This window comes from Orbaceae bacterium lpD04, from assembly GCA_036251935.1.
Taxonomy (GTDB): domain Bacteria; phylum Pseudomonadota; class Gammaproteobacteria; order Enterobacterales; family Orbaceae; genus Orbus; species Orbus wheelerorum.
In genome coordinates this window covers 530,786-548,497 of the sequence record CP133967.1, presented here as the reverse complement: position 1 = coordinate 548,497, position 17,712 = coordinate 530,786, and the positions used below count along the sequence as shown (strand labels likewise).

Below are 17,712 nucleotides of genomic sequence, written 5' to 3'. Positions count from 1 at the left end.
AAAAAACAAAGAGGCTAATAAATAGCCCCTTTCTTTTTACTATTATACACTTTCATACTACCACTGGTAACGATATCCAATATTTAATTTCCAAAGCTGTTTAAAATCAGCTCCTCGCGATTGGTCAATATCAAAATAGATATTATGTACATTTTTAACTTGAGCATTAAAACCAATACCATAGTTCCACCAGTTGCTACCTAAATCAGTCTTGATTCTTTCATTATTGATCTTTCCATCTAAATCGCCTGAAAATTCATGGAAATAATTCGTTTTTAAGTAGACATTAAATGGATTGCTCGATGATTGCGAAAAGTCATAACCAATCATAAGCCCAGCTTTACCTAAAACGGATGAATAACTATCAAAATTAATTTTTTGCCCATTACTTGCCGTAAAGGTATCACTATCTACTTGACTGTAAGCGAGTTGTACAGAAGGCTGAGTAAACCACCCCATTTTTTGCTCACTTGCCAAGTAATATTTATAGCCAAGCTCTGCACTTAAACCAAAAATACTACTATCAGTATCACCAGTTACAGTATTATTTTGGTTATCTTGTAAGCTAAAATCTTGTTTTTGCCAACCGAGTTTAATAACACTATCAAGGTAAAGACCATTAGTATTGGTATATGAACCATAAGCATTGAAATAATATGAATCAATATTACCATCACCTTTAGAGAAATCTTGATCACTATGGGTGTAACCAAATGCTAATCCTAAATAAAAATCAGCATTTTCATTTATTATTTTGCGGGTATCTGTACCGACTTGAATACCATAAAACTTTTGATCAAATGCAGATAATTGACTATTACCATCAACTTTATTTTTTCCTGCTAAAATTTTCGCCCATAAATCACCACCAGAGTTTGTATTTCTTAATTCACCCATTCGCTGTAATAAACTTTGATTTTCATTATAATTCATCAAATATCCAGCTCTTAAACTGTTTACTGCATTATTTGTCGTTAATGAAAATGATCGTGCCTTTGCTAATTGCCAGTTATTACCGATTTTTTGAATATCGTATTGATATGCACCAATATTTGCTAATGTTGGCATGCTAAATAATGCATTTCCTCCATGTGTGGAGATAAGCGTTACACCGTTAGCATCATTATTAATGTTGCTGCCAGAATCGAGCACTTCAACAGTATGATTACCGCTTGCACCATTACTATCAGCTATTGATAAATATGTGCCAATCTTATAATTATTAAAGGTAAGATGCCCTTGCCCTGCAAGTGAACTAATCACCGAGCTATCGGTGATCGCCCAGTGACTACCTGAGCCTGTAAAATTAACATAAATACTACCCGCTATTTGAGGTTGCCCAATTGTAGGATCGCTATAATTATTTAATATTCCAATTATACTCGAATTACTTGATAGATTTAAACTAACCACACCAGCATTATATGCTTCAATATTACCTTGAATATCAGCCCGGTCATTAACCGCAATTGAGCCAGCTGATGATTTAAGCACGGTATCGTTTATTGCGACTAAACGACTGTTTCCCTCAATTTGAATAGCATGGCTATCTCGCTGAGAAAAAATACCAACACCATTTGCCACGTACAAATCTAATCCCTCTTTAAAATAGATAGAAGCTTGGTTAGTCGTGGGGGTTGGGTCTTGAACTATAATACCTGTTGAACCATTGCCATTCATTATTACGTTTACTTTTTTATCAAAAAATAACGAAGATGGAGTCCCATTTGAATTCGTAATTTGGCTAGAGATCCCAATGCTGTTATCGCCCTGTGATACGATAGTAACTTCACCGTTAAATTGGCCATTTGATGCTATAGTTGATGAGCTATAAGCGCGAATACCTATTGAATTATATCCAGAAGATTGAATATTAAGTTTTCCATTAAAAATAGCACGTCCTTCACTGGCAACGTAAACACCTGTGCCCATATTAATATTGATATCAATATTACCATTACCAGTAAATACTCCTCCATTTGCCACATGAATGCCCGAAAAAGTATTTTGAGGATTAGTATGAGCAGCATCAAAAATATCAGAATGGATACCAAAGGTATCACTGCTGTTTATCGTAAGGTGATGATTGCCGGTAGCAGATATTCCTACGAGGCCATTAGCCATCGTATTGAGGCCATTAATCATCGTATTAATATGTGGGGTAAGGATGCCATTTGATGTTGTACTAATAGTAATATCATCAGTATTAGCTACAACCTTGGAGGTAGGAAAGTCACTATCCGTCATGTTAATTACTGCTGCATTAAGATTATTCATGTACAAAATGGATACAATAGCTAACGATATAAATTTGCATTTATAATTATTTTTCATCATGTTACCTTTTTTATTTTATACCATTATTGGTAATATTTTTACGCAATATAATATAAAAAAAGATATTTATCTAGGAGAATAGACTGAAATTTACAAAATTCTTCAATAATGAGGGTTATTAATATGGTGAGAAAAAATAAAGCTAAGCGATAAGAAAGGTATAACCTGAATAAATAATATTTCAGGTTATATTTTAATCAATTAATCACGATTACGGCGGTTTTCATCTTTATTTATGACTTCAGTAACTAAATTTGACATACGCATTCCTTCAACTAAGGATTGATCATAAGCAAACTTTAATTCAGGAATAATTCTTAATTGCATTGCTTTACCAACCAATGAACGAATATATCCCGTTGCATCATTAAGAACCTTTAGCCCCTGAGTCACAACATCAGGCTCTTTATCGTTAAGAAATGTTACAAAGACTTTAGCGTATGATAAATCTCGAGATAGTTCAACACTCGATACGGTAACCATGCCTAATCGAGGATCTTTAATCTCTCTTTGCAATATTATCGCAATCTCTTTTTGTAGTTCATGCCCAACTCTTTGTGGACGACTAAATGATTTTGCCATATAAAAATCCTCTCTTTTATTTAAAAAGCCCTCGTTACAATGCGATGCATTGCCGCAAGGGCTACAAAAAACTAACGACTAATTTTTATTAAATAGTACGTTTAATTTCGATAATTTCAAAGACTTCTATCGAATCACCAACGCGAACATCGTTGTAATTACGTACACCGATACCGCATTCCATGCCATTACGGACTTCATTCACGTCATCTTTAAAGCGACGTAATGACTCTAACTCACCTTCGTAAATAACGACATTATCACGTAAGACACGAATTGGGTTATGACGTTTAACGACACCTTCAGTAACCATACAACCTGCAATCGCACCAAATTTCGGTGATTTAAATACATCACGTACTTCAGCAAGACCAATGATTTGTTGTTTATATTCTGGCGCAAGCATTCCGCTCATTGCTTGTTTAACTTCATCAATTAAATCATAAATAACAGAGTAATAACGTAAATCAAGGTTTTCTGATTCAATCACTTTACGAGCAGAAGCATCTGCACGAACGTTAAAGCCAAGAATAATCGCATTTGATGCAGCAGCAAGAGATGCATCAGTTTCAGTAATTCCACCAACGCCAGAACCAATGATTTTCACTTTAACTTCATCTGTCGATAGGTTAACTAATGCATCGCAAATAGCTTCAACAGAACCCTGAACATCGGCTTTAATAACAATGTTTAACTCAGAAACATCACCGTCAGTCATATTAGTGAACATGTTCTCAAGTTTAGCTTTTTGCTGGCGAGCAAGTTTAACATCACGGAATTTACCTTGTCGATAAAGTGCAACTTCTCGAGCTTTCTTCTCGTCACGAACAACCGTTGCCTCATCACCCGCAGATGGTACACCAGATAATCCTAAAATTTCAACAGGCATAGATGGGCCGGCTTCAATGATCTCTTTACCAAGTTCATTACGCATCGCTCGAATACGTCCGTATTCAAAACCACAAAGAACAATATCGCCCTTATGTAATGTACCTGATTGGACTAAAACTGTAGCAACAGGGCCTCGACCTTTATCTAAGAAAGATTCAATCACAACACCACTTGCCATTCCTGTATCAATAGCGGTTAGCTCTAGTACTTCAGCTTGTAATAAGATAGCTTCAAGTAATTGATCGATACCTGTCCCAGCTTTAGCCGATACATGAACAAACTGTGCATCACCGCCCCAATCATCTGACATAACACCATATTGAGCTAATTCACCTTTAACACGATCGGGATCAGCGTCAGTTTTATCAATTTTATTTACCGCAACAACAATTGGCACATTAGCCGCTTTCGCATGCTGAATAGCTTCAATTGTTTGTGGCATAACACCATCATCAGCTGCAACCACAAGAACAACGATATCAGTTGCTTTCGCTCCGCGAGCACGCATTGAGGTAAAAGCCGCATGACCCGGGGTATCTAAAAATGTAATATCCCCATTTTCAGTTTTAACATGGTAAGCACCAATATGCTGCGTAATACCACCAGCTTCACCCGAAGCAACTTTTGCTTTACGAATATAATCTAGTAATGATGTTTTACCATGATCAACGTGCCCCATGATAGTAACAACAGGTGCTCTTGATACTTTTTCAGCCCCCGTATCACGGTCGCTCATTAGTGATTCTTCTAATTCATTTTCACGGCGCAATACGACTTTATGCCCCATTTCTTCAGCAACAAGCTGCGCTGTTTCTTGATCAATTACCTGATTAATCGTCGCCATCGCACCCATTTTCATCATAGTTTTAATGACTTCAGAACCTTTGACGGCCATTTTATTAGCAAGCTCTGCAACGGTTACCGTTTCGCCGATAATAACATCTCGGTTAACAGCTTGAACTGGTTTGTTAAAACCTTGTTGAATTGTACTTTTACCTTTCTTCTTATGGCCGCTACGAGTGATCGCCTTCGCTTCTTCACGTTCAGCCTTACTTTCAGAAAGTTTACTACCTTTTTTCTGTTTAGCGACTTTACTACCCCGACCATGAGCTCGACCGCTTTCAACTTCACGATCATTGTCATCTTCTGCCGCTCTTGCATAAACAGAAGTTGTCAGATGGTAATCTTCATCTTCAGGGCCACGTTCAGGTTCTGTGCCATCTTTATTATACTGCTCGGCTAACTTACGTGCTTCCTCTACCATACGTTTAGCATCTTCTTCAAGCTTACGACGATTTTCTTCCTCAGCCTTACGCTTAATTTCATTTGCTTCAGCTTCTAAGCGCGCTTTTTCTTCAGCTATCTTTTTAGCTTTCGGATCTAATGCGGCTTCTTTTTCAGCATTTGCTTTAGCAATAGCTGCTTGCTTTTGCTTCTCTTCTTGTTCTTTCTCTAGGCGTTTTCGCTCTTCTTCTTGCTGCTTAGCCTTAGCTTGAGCTTCTAGTAGAGCTTTTTCTGCCGCTGCTTTTTGTTCTGCTTCCAAACGTGCTTTTTCCTGTTCAGCAGCTATTTCTGCTGGATCTCGTTTAACAAAGGTTCGTTTTTTCCGAACTTCAATCTTGACTTCTTTACTTTTACCACCTGAACCCTGAACGTTCAAAGTCGAGTGCGTTTTACGTTGTACAGTCAACTTTGTTGGCCCTTTTTGTGGATTCAAATGCGCAAGTAACGCTTCTTTTTCTTTTTGGCTAACAAAGTCTGATGCACTTTTTTCTATACCGGCATCAGCAAACTGCTGCAACAGGGTGTCAACTGGAGTTTTGATCTCTTGTGCTAGGGTTTCTATTGATACTTTAGTCATGTGTTACTGTCCCTTCCTGTTACGTTTAATTATTCATTTGCAAACCAACAAATATTACGAGCTTTCATAATCAGCTCTCCTGCTTTTTCATTTGTTAGCCCTTCAATATCTAACAGATCGTCAGTTCCTTGTTCAGCAAGATCTTCTAGTGTAACGACATCATGCGCTGCTAATTTATAAGCAAGTTCTTGCGTCATTCCCGCTAACCCTAATAAATCTGCTGCTGGTTGCTTATTACCACTATTTGCTAATGCTAAGGTTGTTAGAGCGCCTTTAGCTCTGCTTCTTAAGGCTTCAACTAGGTCTTCGTCTAGGGCTTCAATTTCCAATAGTTCATCAACAGGAACATAAGCAAGTTCCTCTAAACTTGTAAATCCTTCCTCAACTAATAATGTCGCCAAGTCTTCTTCTATATCAAGATGCTTCATTAAATTTTTAATCGCAGAAAACGACTCAGCATAATGTTTTTCTTGCAAAGCATCTGTCGTCATGACATTTAATGTCCAGCCAGTTAGCTGTGATGCTAAACGAATATTTTGACCATTACGGCCAATCGCTTGCGGCAAATTATCTTCGAGCACAGCAATGTCCATAGTGTGCTTATCTTCATCAACAACAATCGAAACAACATCAGCTGGAGCCATTGCATTGATAACATACTGAGCAGGGTTATCATCCCATAATACAATATCGATTCTTTCGCCACCAAATTCATTAGAAACAGCTTGAACACGTGCACCACGCATACCAACACATGCACCGACAGGATCAATACGACGATCGTTACTTTTTACTGCAATTTTAGCTCGAGATCCAGGATCACGCGCAACACCTTTGATATCGATCATTTCTTCGCCAATTTCAGGCACTTCAATACGGAATAACTCTTCCATCATTTGTGGATTTGAACGACTAATATAGAGCTGAGCTGGTTTATTTTCATTCTCAACAATATATAAAATTCCGCGCACACGATCACCAATACGGAAATTCTCACGCGGTAACATGTCTTCGCGCGCCATCATGGCATCGGCATTACTACCTAAGTCTAAAATTACGCTATCACGGTTGGTCTTTTTAACAATACCTGTAACAATTTCGCCAATACGATGACGAAACATGTTAATAATCATCGCACGCTCAGCTTCTCGTACTTTTTGTACAATCACTTGTTTTGCTGTTTGTGTGGTAATTCGGTCAAATGTGACAGATTCAATTTGCTCCTCAACATAATCGCCTAATTTTTTTGAAGGCTCATCATATTGCGCAGCGTCTAAAGTGATTTCACGAAACGGCTGAGTCACTTCATCAACAATTAACCAACGACGAAAAGTATCATAATCACCTGTTTTATGGTCAATTTTAACAATAACATCAATATCTTGCCCATTTCGTTTCTTTTTTGTTGCTGTTGCTAATGCTGATTCTAAAGCCTCAAAAATTTTCTCTCGTGATAGAGCTTTTTCATTAGATACCGCTTCAACAACCGCTAAAATTTCTTTATTCATCCTGTGTTACCTTTTTTAAATTTAGTCTAAAATTTAGGCACAATATTAGCTTTTTGAATATTACTTAAAGCAAATACTTCATCTTTACCATCAATAGTAAGTGTGATCATTTCATTATCATCAATAGCTTTAATACTTCCTTTCCAATTACGTCTATTGGCAATGGCAATACGTAATGAAATCGTAATCTCCTCACCGAGGAAACGACGATAATGCTCGAGGGTAAATAATGGTCTATCCATTCCAGGAGACGAAACTTCTAAGCTATAAGCTGTTGTGATCGGATCTTCGACATCAAGCACAGCACTAACCTGGCGACTTACATCAGCACAATTATCGACAGTAATACCATCATCACTATCGATGTAAATTCGTAATACCGGATTACGGCTTCGAATATATTCAACGCCGACAAGTTCAAATCCAAGCGCCATAATAGGAGCGCGAATGATATCTTCTAATCGTTGTTCTAAACTAGCCAAATAAACCTCCGTGATATAACTAACAAAATAAAAAAGGGCATATAGCCCAACTTATTGTTTGATTAATTAAATATAAATACGCTTTTATAAGCGTAAAAAAGCCCCGACTAGCGAGGCTACATTTAAATTCCTGTAATGAAGCCACTTTACCGAATTAACTACGATATATCGTAAATAGAAAATTCAAGTGGTTGCGGGGGCTGGATTTGAACCAACGACCTTCGGGTTATGAGCCCGACGAGCTACCAAGCTGCTCCACCCCGCGTCAGATAGCAAAAGATTATACGCATTTCCATTTAAAAAGCAAACACTAATTTTGATAACAGAAACATAGCAACGAAAATAGCTTATCTTTCGTTTTAATCTTATCATTGATTATGAACGTGCATAGTAAATTATACAAATAAGCCTACCATGTTCTTATATAGGAACGCTCTGGGCGCCCAATATGACCATAAGAGGATTTGATCGTTAAAAACTTAATTTTTAGGCAATGCTCAAGGTATCGACGAGCAGTTGTTTTACTGATACCGAGTTCTTTTGCTACGGTTTCAGCTGAAAATGGTTTAGTTGGTGCTTCACTAAAAAAATCTTGAATACTTTGTAAAGTAACCTCATCGATCCCTTTTATTGGCTTATTTTGATCTGAAAAATCTTTTACTTGAAAATTAAATAACTCATCTATCTTTCGCTGATTTAAATTCTTAGTATTATTTTTAGTATGGATAAAATGATCAAACTTACTTAAAGAATATTCTAATCGTTCGTAAAATAAAGGTTTAATTATATAATCGAATGCCCCAAACCTAATTGCTTCACCACAAACATCCATATCAATCGCTGCCGTAATAAAAATCACGTAACTATCTAAATTAAGGGCAACGATACTTTCAAGTAACGTTATCCCCTGACCATCTGGCAAATAATTATCCAATAAAACTAGATGAGGTTTTAATTCAAGCATTAGCTGTTTTGCTTCTTTTAATGAGGAGGCAATACCAACAACTCGAAAATGCGGTATCCGTTGTATAATTTCAACATATACCTCAGCAAGCATAATTTCATCCTCAACAATAAGGACATCTATTGGTTGCATCATTTCTTTAATTCCTTCAAAAATCACAATAACGAATAAGAATTCATTACTGCAATTTCTTATATTCAATATTTAGTTATAAAAATATAGCCACCACAGATCGTAACATTGGTTTGATTAAGAGATAAAAGCAAAATCCTATACCATGATCTCTCATTTAGGAGGGTGTTTTGGTCAATAAATGATTGCTACGAATCAATTATACCATGTGTAATGCAGGGAGTTTAAATAAGCCATTCATCTTTAGCATTTAATGTATAAAATTAACATTAATTAAATGAAAAATAGCCAAATAATTAACCGCTTATACAATGCGAGTATAAAAATTAAAAAAATAATTAATAAAAAACAATTAATAACATCATGTAAAAACATTTAATTCATAAAAACCGCCAAAAATTTTTCTATCCTTTTTAGATCAGGCATAGAATATCGAAACAAAAAAGTAATAAATAAACTAGATATAATAATAATGAGAGGTCAGAAATGGACTTGTATTGGTCGGCCATATGGCAAGTAGTTAATTCGTGTTTGCCAGTTTTTATATTAATTTTTCTTGGATGGTTTTGCGTCCATAAAGGTATTTTTAGTAAAGACTCTAAAAAACTTCTTTCTGGCCTCGTCTCTAATTTTGTTTTTCCAGCATTGTTGTTTGTCCATACTTCTCACGCCAAACCATCTGAAATATTCAATGGAAATTGGATGATTGCTTTCTTTTGTACTATGTTTTGTATTTGGATAGTCTGCTTTTTCGTAAATAAGTATATTCTTCATAGTCCACTTAAAGAAAGTACAATGCAATCAATGCTATGTTGCTTCCCTAATATGGGAGGAATGGGAGTACCATTCTTAACATTACTATTAGGTGCTTCATCAACGATATCTGTTGCTGTAGCCAATTTTGTTGTTGCACTCACTTTAATACCTGTCACTATTTTTCTACTTGAATTTTGTGATGCTAAGCTATCAGGCAAAAGTGTAAGTGGCATGATGGTGTTAAATGCAGTTAAACATTCAGTGATGAAACCGATGTTCTTAGCCGTCATTCTAGGGCTAATCGTAAGCATAACAACTAAATCTGATGGAACGACTTGGGTACCTGATTTTGTTTTAAATACTGCAGGGATTATGTCTGGTGCATGTAATTTTATATCTCTAATTGCCGTTGGCGTTGGAGTATATGGTGTAAAAATAACATTTGATAAAGCATTAGTTATTAATATTATTTTGAAATCATTTTTTACGCCAATCGTTGCGTTAATCGTTGTACATCTTTTTGGTATATCAGGAATGGAAGCTGAAGAATTAGTATTCTTATTAGCAATGCCTACGGCATCAACCGCGGTTATTTTAGCTTATAACTGGAATGTTCAGCAAAAAGAAGCATCAAGTATTTTTCTAGCATCAACTGCATTATCAGTGATAATTCTACCATCACTACTTTTAATAATGAAGTTTACTATCCCAGGGATTATTTAGATTCGTTTTTAAATATTATAAAAAATTTTTTTAGTTATGTGTTATTAAGGCATTATTCATGAAGTTCATTAGTTATAGTTACAATAGACAAGAACACTACGGTATTTTGACTCAACAAGGTATTATTGATTTAACAACAAGGTTAGGCCAACAATTTCCAGATTTAAAATCTTTAATTTCAGGTGGTGCACTTAAACACGCACAAAGTTATTCAAATGAAAGACCTGATTTTACTGAAGAAGAAATTAATTATTTACCACTCATAACTCATCCCAACAAGATTTTATGTGTAGGAATGAATTATGCAGATAAACGTTTAGAGTTTGATCAAACCGATCCTGCACCGACACTTTTTGTTCGCTTCGCTGATTCACAAACCGGTCATAAATGCCCAGTAATTAAACCTGCTATTACTAATGAGTTTGATTATGAAGGTGAACTTGCCGTTATCATAGGTAAAGATGGCATTCATATTAGCGAAAAAGATGCACTTTCTCATGTTGCCGGTTATAGCTGCTACATGGATGGCTCAGTTCGAGATTGGCAACATACTTGGTTTACAGCAGGGAAAAATTGGCCTCAAACAGGTGGGTTTGGACCATGCCTAACAACAACAGATGAAATACCAGATCCGGCTAATTTAGTCATTTCTACCTATTTAAATGGTAATAGAGTACAACATGATAATACAAGTAATCTCATCCATAAAATTCCTGAGCTAATTGCATATATAAGTTCATTTACAGCACTATCTGCTGGCGACGTTATAATTACTGGCTCACCTGGTGGTGTAGGTAAAAAACGAATACCACCACTCTTTATGAAAGCAGGCGATTGTATTGAAGTTGAAATAGAAAAAATAGGTCGTTTAACTAATTTTATCGTTGATGAAACCAGATGCAATAAATAATGCTTTTCAAAAAAGGATTATTAAATAGCGATAAGCCATTAATAGATTAGAGAAAATGAAGTGAGACAATGAATACTGATATTAAATTTGCAATATTAGACAACAGTGCAAAATCACTTAATGATGTAAAAAACTTACTAGAATTGTGTAATTTGCAGTTGGACTCGAATATTGATTTATTTGTTGTTGCCTATGCCAATAAAAATCAAATTATTGCTAGTACGGGGCTTTACCATAATATTATCAAATGCATTGCGATTGATCCTAAATATAGAGGAGAAAACTTATCTAATCAGCTCCTTAATGAAATAATAAATTATGCGGCAGATAAAGGTATTTTTCACTTATTCCTCTACACAAAGCCAGAAAATATTCGTATATTCAACGAGTGTGGCTTTTACCCATTGGTTGTCGTTCCAGATTTAGCAACTTTGATGGAAAATACTCCGGTCGGAATAGCTCATTATTGTAAAGAACTATCAAACAACCAACACTCAGGTAAAAAAATTGGTAGTATCGTAATGAATGCTAATCCTTTTACCCTTGGACACCAATACTTAGTTGAATTTGCTGCCAAGGAGTGTGATTGGTTATATATTTTTGTGGTGAGTGAGGAAAATTCACTATTTTCCTTTAAAGATCGCTTTAATCTCGTACAAGCTGGCACCGCTAAAATAGCTAATGTTTCAGTACTTTCAAGCTCTGAATATATTGTCTCACAAGCAACCTTTCCTAATTATTTTTTAAAAGAAAAAGCAGATATTGAGCATGCAAATACGGGGATTGACCTGCTATTGTTTAGAAATTATATAGCACCCTCGCTCAATATAACCCATCGTTTTGTTGGCACAGAACCTTTTTCGCCAATAACAAACAAATACAATCAAGGTATGAAGTATTGGTTAAACCAATATCAGACAATGACACCTAAGATTGATCTTATCGAAATCGAACGTAAACATACTAATGGCGTCGCTATTTCTGCAACAGCAGTTAGGCGCTTACTAAATGAAAATAAAATAAATGAAATAAAGGAATTAGTCCCTGAGACAACATGGAATTTTCTACAAAATAATTATGTAAAAAATACAGAGAGGTATTATGAAAATCGTTAAAGATGCTATTGCAGGCACACTTGAATCAAGTGACTTACAAGTAAAGGTATCTCCCCAAAAACAACTGGAAATCGTTATTCACAGTGATGTAATACATCAATTCGGCGATCAAATTACCATAATAGTTGAAGATACACTAAAAAAATTAGGCTTAACTGAAGGGTTAATTATTATTGAGGACAAAGGTGCACTTGATTGTGTAATTAAGGCGCGAGTAGAAGTTGCGGTGCTGCGTGGCTCTGAAGTAAACGAGTTAAACTGGAGAACGCTGAAATGAATAAATTACGTCGGAGTATGCTATTTTTACCGGGTTCTAATGCAGCCATGCTATCAACCGCATTTGTTTATAAACCCGATTCAATAATGTTCGACTTAGAAGATGCGGTTTCTTTAAGGGAAAAAGATAGTGCTCGATTATTAGTCTTTCACGCCTTACAATTACCTATTTACAAAGAGTTCGGCATAGAAACTATTGTTCGAATCAATTCCCTAAAAACTGAATTTGGTTTAAAAGATCTTGAGGCTGCAATTTGGGGGGGCGTTGATGCAATTCGTCTACCAAAAACTGATTCAGCTGAAGAAATTCATGAGTTGGAAGTACATATAGAACGCATTGAAAAAGAGTGTGGCCGTGCAATTGGTTCCACCAAAATTGTCGCGGCAATTGAATCAGCGATAGGTGTTGTCAATGCAGTATCAATTGCACAATCATCGCCTCGCCTTATCGGTATTGCGATTGCGGCATTTGATTATCTAGTTGATATGCAAACCCAGCGTGGCGATGGATCTGAACTTTTTTATGCGAGATGCGCGGTGCTACATGCCGCTCGCGTTGCAGGTATTGATGCATTTGATGCAGTTTACTCTGACGTCGATAATGATGAGGGCTTCTTAAAAGAGGTTGAATTGATTAGACATCTTGGCTTTAACGGTAAATCACTTATTAATCCTCGCCAAATTTTACCATTACACAATGCCTATTCACCAACTCAGGAAGAAGTCGATTATGCAAGGCAAGTAATTGCTGCGGCAGAGGAAGGCGAAAAGAGAGGTTTAGGTGTCATCTCCTTAGATGGTAAAATGATCGATAATCCTATCATTAATTCAGCCCGTAGAGTGATATCTCGTTATGAAGCCTCTGGCGTCCGTCAATAAAATGGGCAAATGATTAAAGGAATATAACAATGAAAAATACAATAGCTACATTAGTCAAACAATGCCCTGAGCTTGAAAACCTAAAACTATTTTCAACTCCGTTTGCAACCACGCCCTACTTAGCTGATACCAATGAAAAACATACTCGAAAACTTATAAATTCTATTGAAGAAGCTATTAAAGCAAGTGGATTAAAAGATGGTATGACAATTTCATTTCATCATGCTTTTCGTGAAGGTGATAAAACAATTAATAAGGTTATCGATATCATTGCGGGTATGGGAATTAAAGATCTTACTCTTGCATCGAGTTCATTATTAAGCTGCAATACACCACTGATTGAACATATCAAAAATGGGGTCATAACAACAATTTATACCTCGGGTATGCGCGGTGAACTAGCTGATGCTATTTCACATGGTTTAATGAAAAAACCAATCCAAATACATTCTCATGGTGGACGAGTAAATCTTATCCAAAAAGGTGAAATAAACATCGATGTCGCTTTTCTTGGTGTATCGACTTCAGATGAGTTTGGAAATGCTAATGGTATATCGGGTAAATCACGTTGTGGTTCACTTGGCTATGCAATGGTCGATGCACAATATGCAAGAAAAGTCATTTTACTTACAGAAAGTATTACTGCTTTTCCAAATACACCAGCGAGTATTCGTCAAGACCAAGTGGATTATATTGTAAAAGTCGATCAAGTCGGCGATCCAAGTAAAATTAGTGTCGGAGCTGCTCGTATTACTAAAAATCCTCGCGAATTAATGATCGCACGTTATGCAGCTGATGTCATAGAGAACTCAGGTTACTTTGAACAAGGATTCTCAATACAGACGGGTTCAGGAGCTTCTGCAACAGCCTGTACTCGGTATCTGGGTGAAAAAATGTTACGCAAGGGGATCACGGCAAGTTTTGCATTAGGTGGAATAACCGAAGGAATTGTAGCTTTACATGAACAAGGTTTGATTGACAAAATTATTGATACGCAAAGTTTTGATAATGCAGCGGGTATCTCTTTAGGCAAAAATCCTAATCATATCGAAATCTCAACCAATGTTTATGCTAATCCAGCCTCTAAAGCAGCCTGCGTCGATCAATTAGATGTGACAATTTTAAGTGCATTAGAAATAGACTTGGATTTTAATGTCAATGTTTTAACTGGTTCAGATGGCGTCATGCGCGGGGCATCAGGTGGACATTGTGATTCAGCAGCTGGAGCAAATTTAAAAATTATTGTTGCGCCACTTATTCGTAGCCGAATTCCAACCGTTGTGCGTAATGTTACAACAATAGTAACTCCTGGACAAAATATTGATGTATTAATTACCGACCATGGTATTGCCGTTAATCCAAAACGTCCTGAATTAATTGAACGTCTGACCGCGGCTAAGCTTCCAGTTACTAGTATTGAGAAACTTTATGAGCGCGCAGTGTCACTAACTGGTGAACCTAAACCAATCAAATTCACAGATCGTATTGTTGGTGTGGTTCGTTATCGTGACGGATCAGTTATTGATATCGTTAAGCAAGTGCAAAAATAATTAATCACAAGTCTCTTTATTTGCCTAATAATTGGGTAAGATTAAAAGTTAAATAATGGAGACTTGAGCATCTTAAATCATTTGCCTATATGTTATTAGAACTTAGTTAGAAAAGAGCTAAAAAGAATGGTACAAATCTATTTATGATTAAAGTGTTTTAGCTCTTCACTAATAAAATAGTTAACTAGGTTAGAATATAAATCTTTAATTACCTCTCCATCTAAACCTAATTTACCAGCCCATTCCTTACGTTGTTCTAGCATGCTATCAAAACGAGCTTTTGCTTCAACATCAGCGGTGTTTGTTTTAAATTTGCTAGCCGATTTTACATATTCAAAGCGAGTCGATAATAAATGAATAATGGTGTAATCAATATTATCTATTTCCATACGGATATCATGCATATTTTGACATTGTTCTGGAGACTTTATCGGATTATATTTCATAATATGATTATCCTTCACTTGATAATATAGCTATTTAGAATTTACTAAACTCAAAATATTTAAAATTGCCGTTTTCGCTTGATGGCTATTTTTCCAACAACTAGAGCCAGATAATTGTGCCCCTTTAACTAATATTTCATCTAGCGACGATTGTTTAAGTTTATCAAAAGAATCTAATCCCATCTGCTCCAAACGCTCTACAATTTTAGAGCCAACGAATTTTAAATCGATTAACTGATTATATTCTAATTTAGAAAATGCCATATATTAAACCTATATTGTTGAGTTTTAATTTAAGCGATAGAGTAGATAAAAAATATTAATACAAGAGCAGAAAGAGATAATATAGACGTTTATTTAAGATATAAAATTGCAACTAATTAAAATACACGAAATACTGATCCTCGCCAAAATATTAGACAGTGCTCGCCTCTATAAATGTGTTATTTAGATAATACTGATTTTCATATTGCTGAGGCGATATCCAACCATTAGTTGAATGACGACGAACACGATTATAATAGATTTCAATATATTCAAATAGGGCTTTATTCGCATCCTCCCGAGTTTTGTAATCACAACCATGAATAATGTGCGTTTTTAATGTATGAAAAAAACTTTCAGCTACCGCATTATCCCAACAATTGCCTGCTCGACTCATACTTTGACTAAGTCCATACTGTAACAATAATCGCTTAAAATCAGCACTGCAATATTGGCTTCCTCGGTCGCTGTGAAGTAATACACCCTTTGGAAACTGACGACGGAATAAGGCATTTTTGAGTGTGTTACAGACTAAGTGCCTATCAATCCGCGAGCTCGTTTGTCGTCCAATCACTTTTCGCCCGAATAAATCAATAATCACACAAAGGTATAGCCAGCCTTCACCGGTTTTGATATACGTGATATCGGTCCCCCAAACACGATTCGGTTTATCAGGATTAAACTGTCTATCTAATGTATTTGGCGCTACATCATGAGATAGGCTTGGCGCTGCTAGATAGTTAAATTTACGGGCGACTTTACTTCGTAAGCCTAATTTTTGTAATACTCGACTTACTGTTCTTTCTGAGACATCATAGCCCTCATCTCGGATATCGTGTACTAAGCTTGGTGCACCCAAACGCGCTTTATGCCGCCAATAGAGTGCCTTGACGTTATCAATCAGCGGCTGTGATTTCGGTGTGCGTTTTAACCAAGCGTAATAACCGGGCACGCTGACGTTTAATAGGCAACAGGTTAAACGTACCGGATACGACGATAAATACAGTTTCATATACTTGTACTTCACCGACTTGGATGGTTGATGAAGTACACATGCGCCTTTTTTAGGATTTCATTCGCCATTTTCAGTTCTTTATTTTCTTTTTCTAGAGCGATAATTTTTTGCTGCTCAGCCGTTAACTCGCGTTTACTGGTTTTACCTGGATTGATTTGCCTTACCCATCTATCAAGGGTTGATTGACCAATGCCAAGGTGATTTGCAATATCGGCTAGCGAAAGATGAGCATTCGATAAGGCATAATCAACTGATTGTTGTTTGAACTCAGTACTGAATTTTTTGACCATGATATGTTCTCCTATGATTTTTATTTATATCATAGAGGTGACATTTGTCTATTTTTTTGGCGAGGATCAGATATTTGCGCCAGTTCGCTAGGGTTGCGAATGTTCGGGGATCAGCCTAGACGCAAATAATACTTTAATATACAGTTAAATACATTATAGCACTGTTTATTTATACATGAAGTGAAATTTGGGTAATAAAAAAGCCCAAAGAGGACTTATTGAAAATAATAAATAGGCTGATTTTATACTATAAAAACTTTTTTATAATCAGATGGTAGTTTACCTAATTCTGGAAATCCAACACCACTAAAAATCCTTTCTAAGCTATCTTTAATACTCAAATAAACAATAGAAATAACATAATTAAGAATATCTCTCTCGGCACATAAATATAGATTTTTGTGGTCATTAACTCTAAATGCAAACTCTTGTGTATTTTTTAAGGTCAAAAAATGTTTCTCTTCATTACCATTTCTTGCTTTATAGTCTAATGATATTTTTACTATGAAGTCTCCATTTTCCTTTTTGATTAATTCTTTATAATTATGATTTATCTTAAACCCCATTCTAGCTTCGATCTTCATAGTTGTTCTTTGTAATACACTATCTGTACCTTGAGCACTTTTTTTGAATACATCGGTATCAACTTTAAAATTTTGAGATGTAATCCTTGTATTAATAAAATCCAACACAGAAGATATCGTTTGTTTCATTTTTTAACTCCTCTGTAC

At 35.9% G+C, this 17,712-nt stretch carries 16 protein-coding genes and 1 tRNA gene; 6 read left to right on the top strand and 11 right to left on the bottom strand.

The features are described from left to right. Positions 1-57 precede the first annotated feature (57 nt). The 7 genes from RHO14_02470 to RHO14_02440 form a co-directional block, all read right to left on the bottom strand. Positions 58-2,334: an autotransporter outer membrane beta-barrel domain-containing protein gene (locus RHO14_02470; protein ID WVD71671.1), complete on the bottom strand. Its 2,277-nt coding sequence runs from the start codon at positions 2,332-2,334 to the stop codon at positions 58-60. A 204-nt stretch (positions 2,335-2,538) separates the two neighbouring features. Next, positions 2,539-2,919, bottom strand: a complete 381-nt coding sequence (gene rbfA / locus RHO14_02465) for a 30S ribosome-binding factor RbfA (protein WVD71670.1) — start codon at positions 2,917-2,919, stop codon at positions 2,539-2,541. Between the two features lie 88 nt (positions 2,920-3,007). After that, complete coding sequence (gene infB / locus RHO14_02460) at positions 3,008-5,671, bottom strand: translation initiation factor IF-2 (protein ID WVD71669.1); 2,664 nt, start codon at positions 5,669-5,671, stop codon at positions 3,008-3,010. 29 nt (positions 5,672-5,700) lie between these two features. Next, positions 5,701-7,179, bottom strand: coding sequence for a transcription termination factor NusA (gene nusA / locus RHO14_02455; protein ID WVD71668.1), 1,479 nt, complete (start codon positions 7,177-7,179; stop codon positions 5,701-5,703). A 26-nt stretch (positions 7,180-7,205) separates the two neighbouring features. Then, positions 7,206-7,661: a ribosome maturation factor RimP gene (gene rimP / locus RHO14_02450; GenBank protein ID WVD71667.1), complete on the bottom strand. Its 456-nt coding sequence runs from the start codon at positions 7,659-7,661 to the stop codon at positions 7,206-7,208. 188 nt (positions 7,662-7,849) lie between these two features. Further along, a tRNA-Met gene (locus tag RHO14_02445) sits at positions 7,850-7,926 on the bottom strand. A gap of 144 nt (positions 7,927-8,070) precedes the next feature. Continuing rightward, positions 8,071-8,760: a response regulator gene (locus RHO14_02440; GenBank protein WVD71666.1), complete on the bottom strand. Its 690-nt coding sequence runs from the start codon at positions 8,758-8,760 to the stop codon at positions 8,071-8,073. Positions 8,761-9,243: 483 nt separating this feature from the next. Here RHO14_02440 and RHO14_02435 point away from each other — a divergent pair, with 483 nt between their 5' ends. The 6 genes from RHO14_02435 to citF all read left to right on the top strand — a co-directional run bounded on the left by RHO14_02435 (position 9,244) and on the right by citF (position 14,966). Further along, a complete protein-coding gene (locus RHO14_02435; GenBank protein WVD71665.1) occupies positions 9,244-10,236 on the top strand; it encodes an AEC family transporter in 993 nt (330 codons plus the stop codon). Between the two features lie 58 nt (positions 10,237-10,294). Next, positions 10,295-11,146 (top strand): fumarylacetoacetate hydrolase family protein, encoded by an 852-nt coding sequence (locus tag RHO14_02430; protein ID WVD71664.1) that lies wholly within the window; start codon positions 10,295-10,297, stop codon positions 11,144-11,146. 68 nt (positions 11,147-11,214) lie between these two features. Beyond that, positions 11,215-12,261, top strand: coding sequence for a [citrate (pro-3S)-lyase] ligase (gene citC, locus RHO14_02425; GenBank protein WVD71663.1), 1,047 nt, complete (start codon positions 11,215-11,217; stop codon positions 12,259-12,261). Then, positions 12,248-12,538, top strand: a complete 291-nt coding sequence (gene citD, locus RHO14_02420; GenBank protein WVD71662.1) for a citrate lyase acyl carrier protein — start codon at positions 12,248-12,250, stop codon at positions 12,536-12,538. Before citC ends, citD begins: the two co-directional genes overlap by 14 nt. Then, positions 12,535-13,416 carry an aldolase/citrate lyase family protein gene (locus tag RHO14_02415; protein ID WVD71661.1) on the top strand — a complete coding sequence of 294 codons (882 nt, stop codon included), beginning with the start codon at positions 12,535-12,537 and terminating at the stop codon, positions 13,414-13,416. Before citD ends, RHO14_02415 begins: the two co-directional genes overlap by 4 nt. A gap of 29 nt (positions 13,417-13,445) precedes the next feature. Continuing rightward, the gene (gene citF, locus RHO14_02410; protein WVD71660.1) at positions 13,446-14,966 is read left to right on the top strand and encodes a citrate lyase subunit alpha; all 1,521 of its coding nucleotides are present in this window, start codon (positions 13,446-13,448) and stop codon (positions 14,964-14,966) included. Between the two features lie 137 nt (positions 14,967-15,103). Here citF and RHO14_02405 read toward each other — a convergent pair whose 3' ends face one another. The 4 genes from RHO14_02405 to RHO14_02390 all read right to left on the bottom strand — a co-directional run bounded on the left by RHO14_02405 (position 15,104) and on the right by RHO14_02390 (position 17,694). Further along, complete coding sequence (locus tag RHO14_02405) at positions 15,104-15,412, bottom strand: chorismate mutase (GenBank protein ID WVD71659.1); 309 nt, start codon at positions 15,410-15,412, stop codon at positions 15,104-15,106. A 30-nt stretch (positions 15,413-15,442) separates the two neighbouring features. After that, a complete protein-coding gene (locus RHO14_02400; GenBank protein WVD71658.1) occupies positions 15,443-15,676 on the bottom strand; it encodes a hypothetical protein in 234 nt (77 codons plus the stop codon). A 151-nt stretch (positions 15,677-15,827) separates the two neighbouring features. Beyond that, positions 15,828-16,981 (bottom strand): IS3 family transposase gene (locus tag RHO14_02395; protein WVD71657.1). Its coding sequence is split into 2 segments (ribosomal slippage): positions 15,828-16,735 and positions 16,735-16,981, totalling 1,155 coding nucleotides; the frame shifts between segments, so codons are not numbered across the junction. A 242-nt stretch (positions 16,982-17,223) separates the two neighbouring features. After that, on the bottom strand, positions 17,224-17,694 hold the full coding sequence (locus RHO14_02390) for a hypothetical protein (protein WVD71656.1): 471 nt from the start codon (positions 17,692-17,694) through the stop codon (positions 17,224-17,226). Positions 17,695-17,712 lie beyond the last annotated feature (18 nt).

Bases quoted from the DNA above. Each gene is read 5' to 3' on its own strand.
- RHO14_02470 (WVD71671.1), bottom strand. From the start codon at position 2,334: ATGAAAAATAATTATAAATGCAAATTTATATCGTTAGCTATTGTATCC.
- rbfA (WVD71670.1), bottom strand. From the start codon at position 2,919: ATGGCAAAATCATTTAGTCGTCCACAAAGAGTTGGGCATGAACTACAA.
- infB (WVD71669.1), bottom strand. From the start codon at position 5,671: ATGACTAAAGTATCAATAGAAACCCTAGCACAAGAGATCAAAACTCCA.
- nusA (WVD71668.1), bottom strand. From the start codon at position 7,179: ATGAATAAAGAAATTTTAGCGGTTGTTGAAGCGGTATCTAATGAAAAA.
- RHO14_02440 (WVD71666.1), bottom strand. From the start codon at position 8,760: ATGATGCAACCAATAGATGTCCTTATTGTTGAGGATGAAATTATGCTT.
- RHO14_02435 (WVD71665.1), top strand. From the start codon at position 9,244: ATGGACTTGTATTGGTCGGCCATATGGCAAGTAGTTAATTCGTGTTTG.
- RHO14_02430 (WVD71664.1), top strand. From the start codon at position 10,295: ATGAAGTTCATTAGTTATAGTTACAATAGACAAGAACACTACGGTATT.
- citC (WVD71663.1), top strand. From the start codon at position 11,215: ATGAATACTGATATTAAATTTGCAATATTAGACAACAGTGCAAAATCA.
- citD (WVD71662.1), top strand. From the start codon at position 12,248: ATGAAAATCGTTAAAGATGCTATTGCAGGCACACTTGAATCAAGTGAC.
- RHO14_02415 (WVD71661.1), top strand. From the start codon at position 12,535: ATGAATAAATTACGTCGGAGTATGCTATTTTTACCGGGTTCTAATGCA.
- citF (WVD71660.1), top strand. From the start codon at position 13,446: ATGAAAAATACAATAGCTACATTAGTCAAACAATGCCCTGAGCTTGAA.
- RHO14_02405 (WVD71659.1), bottom strand. From the start codon at position 15,412: ATGAAATATAATCCGATAAAGTCTCCAGAACAATGTCAAAATATGCAT.
- RHO14_02400 (WVD71658.1), bottom strand. From the start codon at position 15,676: ATGGCATTTTCTAAATTAGAATATAATCAGTTAATCGATTTAAAATTC.
- RHO14_02390 (WVD71656.1), bottom strand. From the start codon at position 17,694: ATGAAACAAACGATATCTTCTGTGTTGGATTTTATTAATACAAGGATT.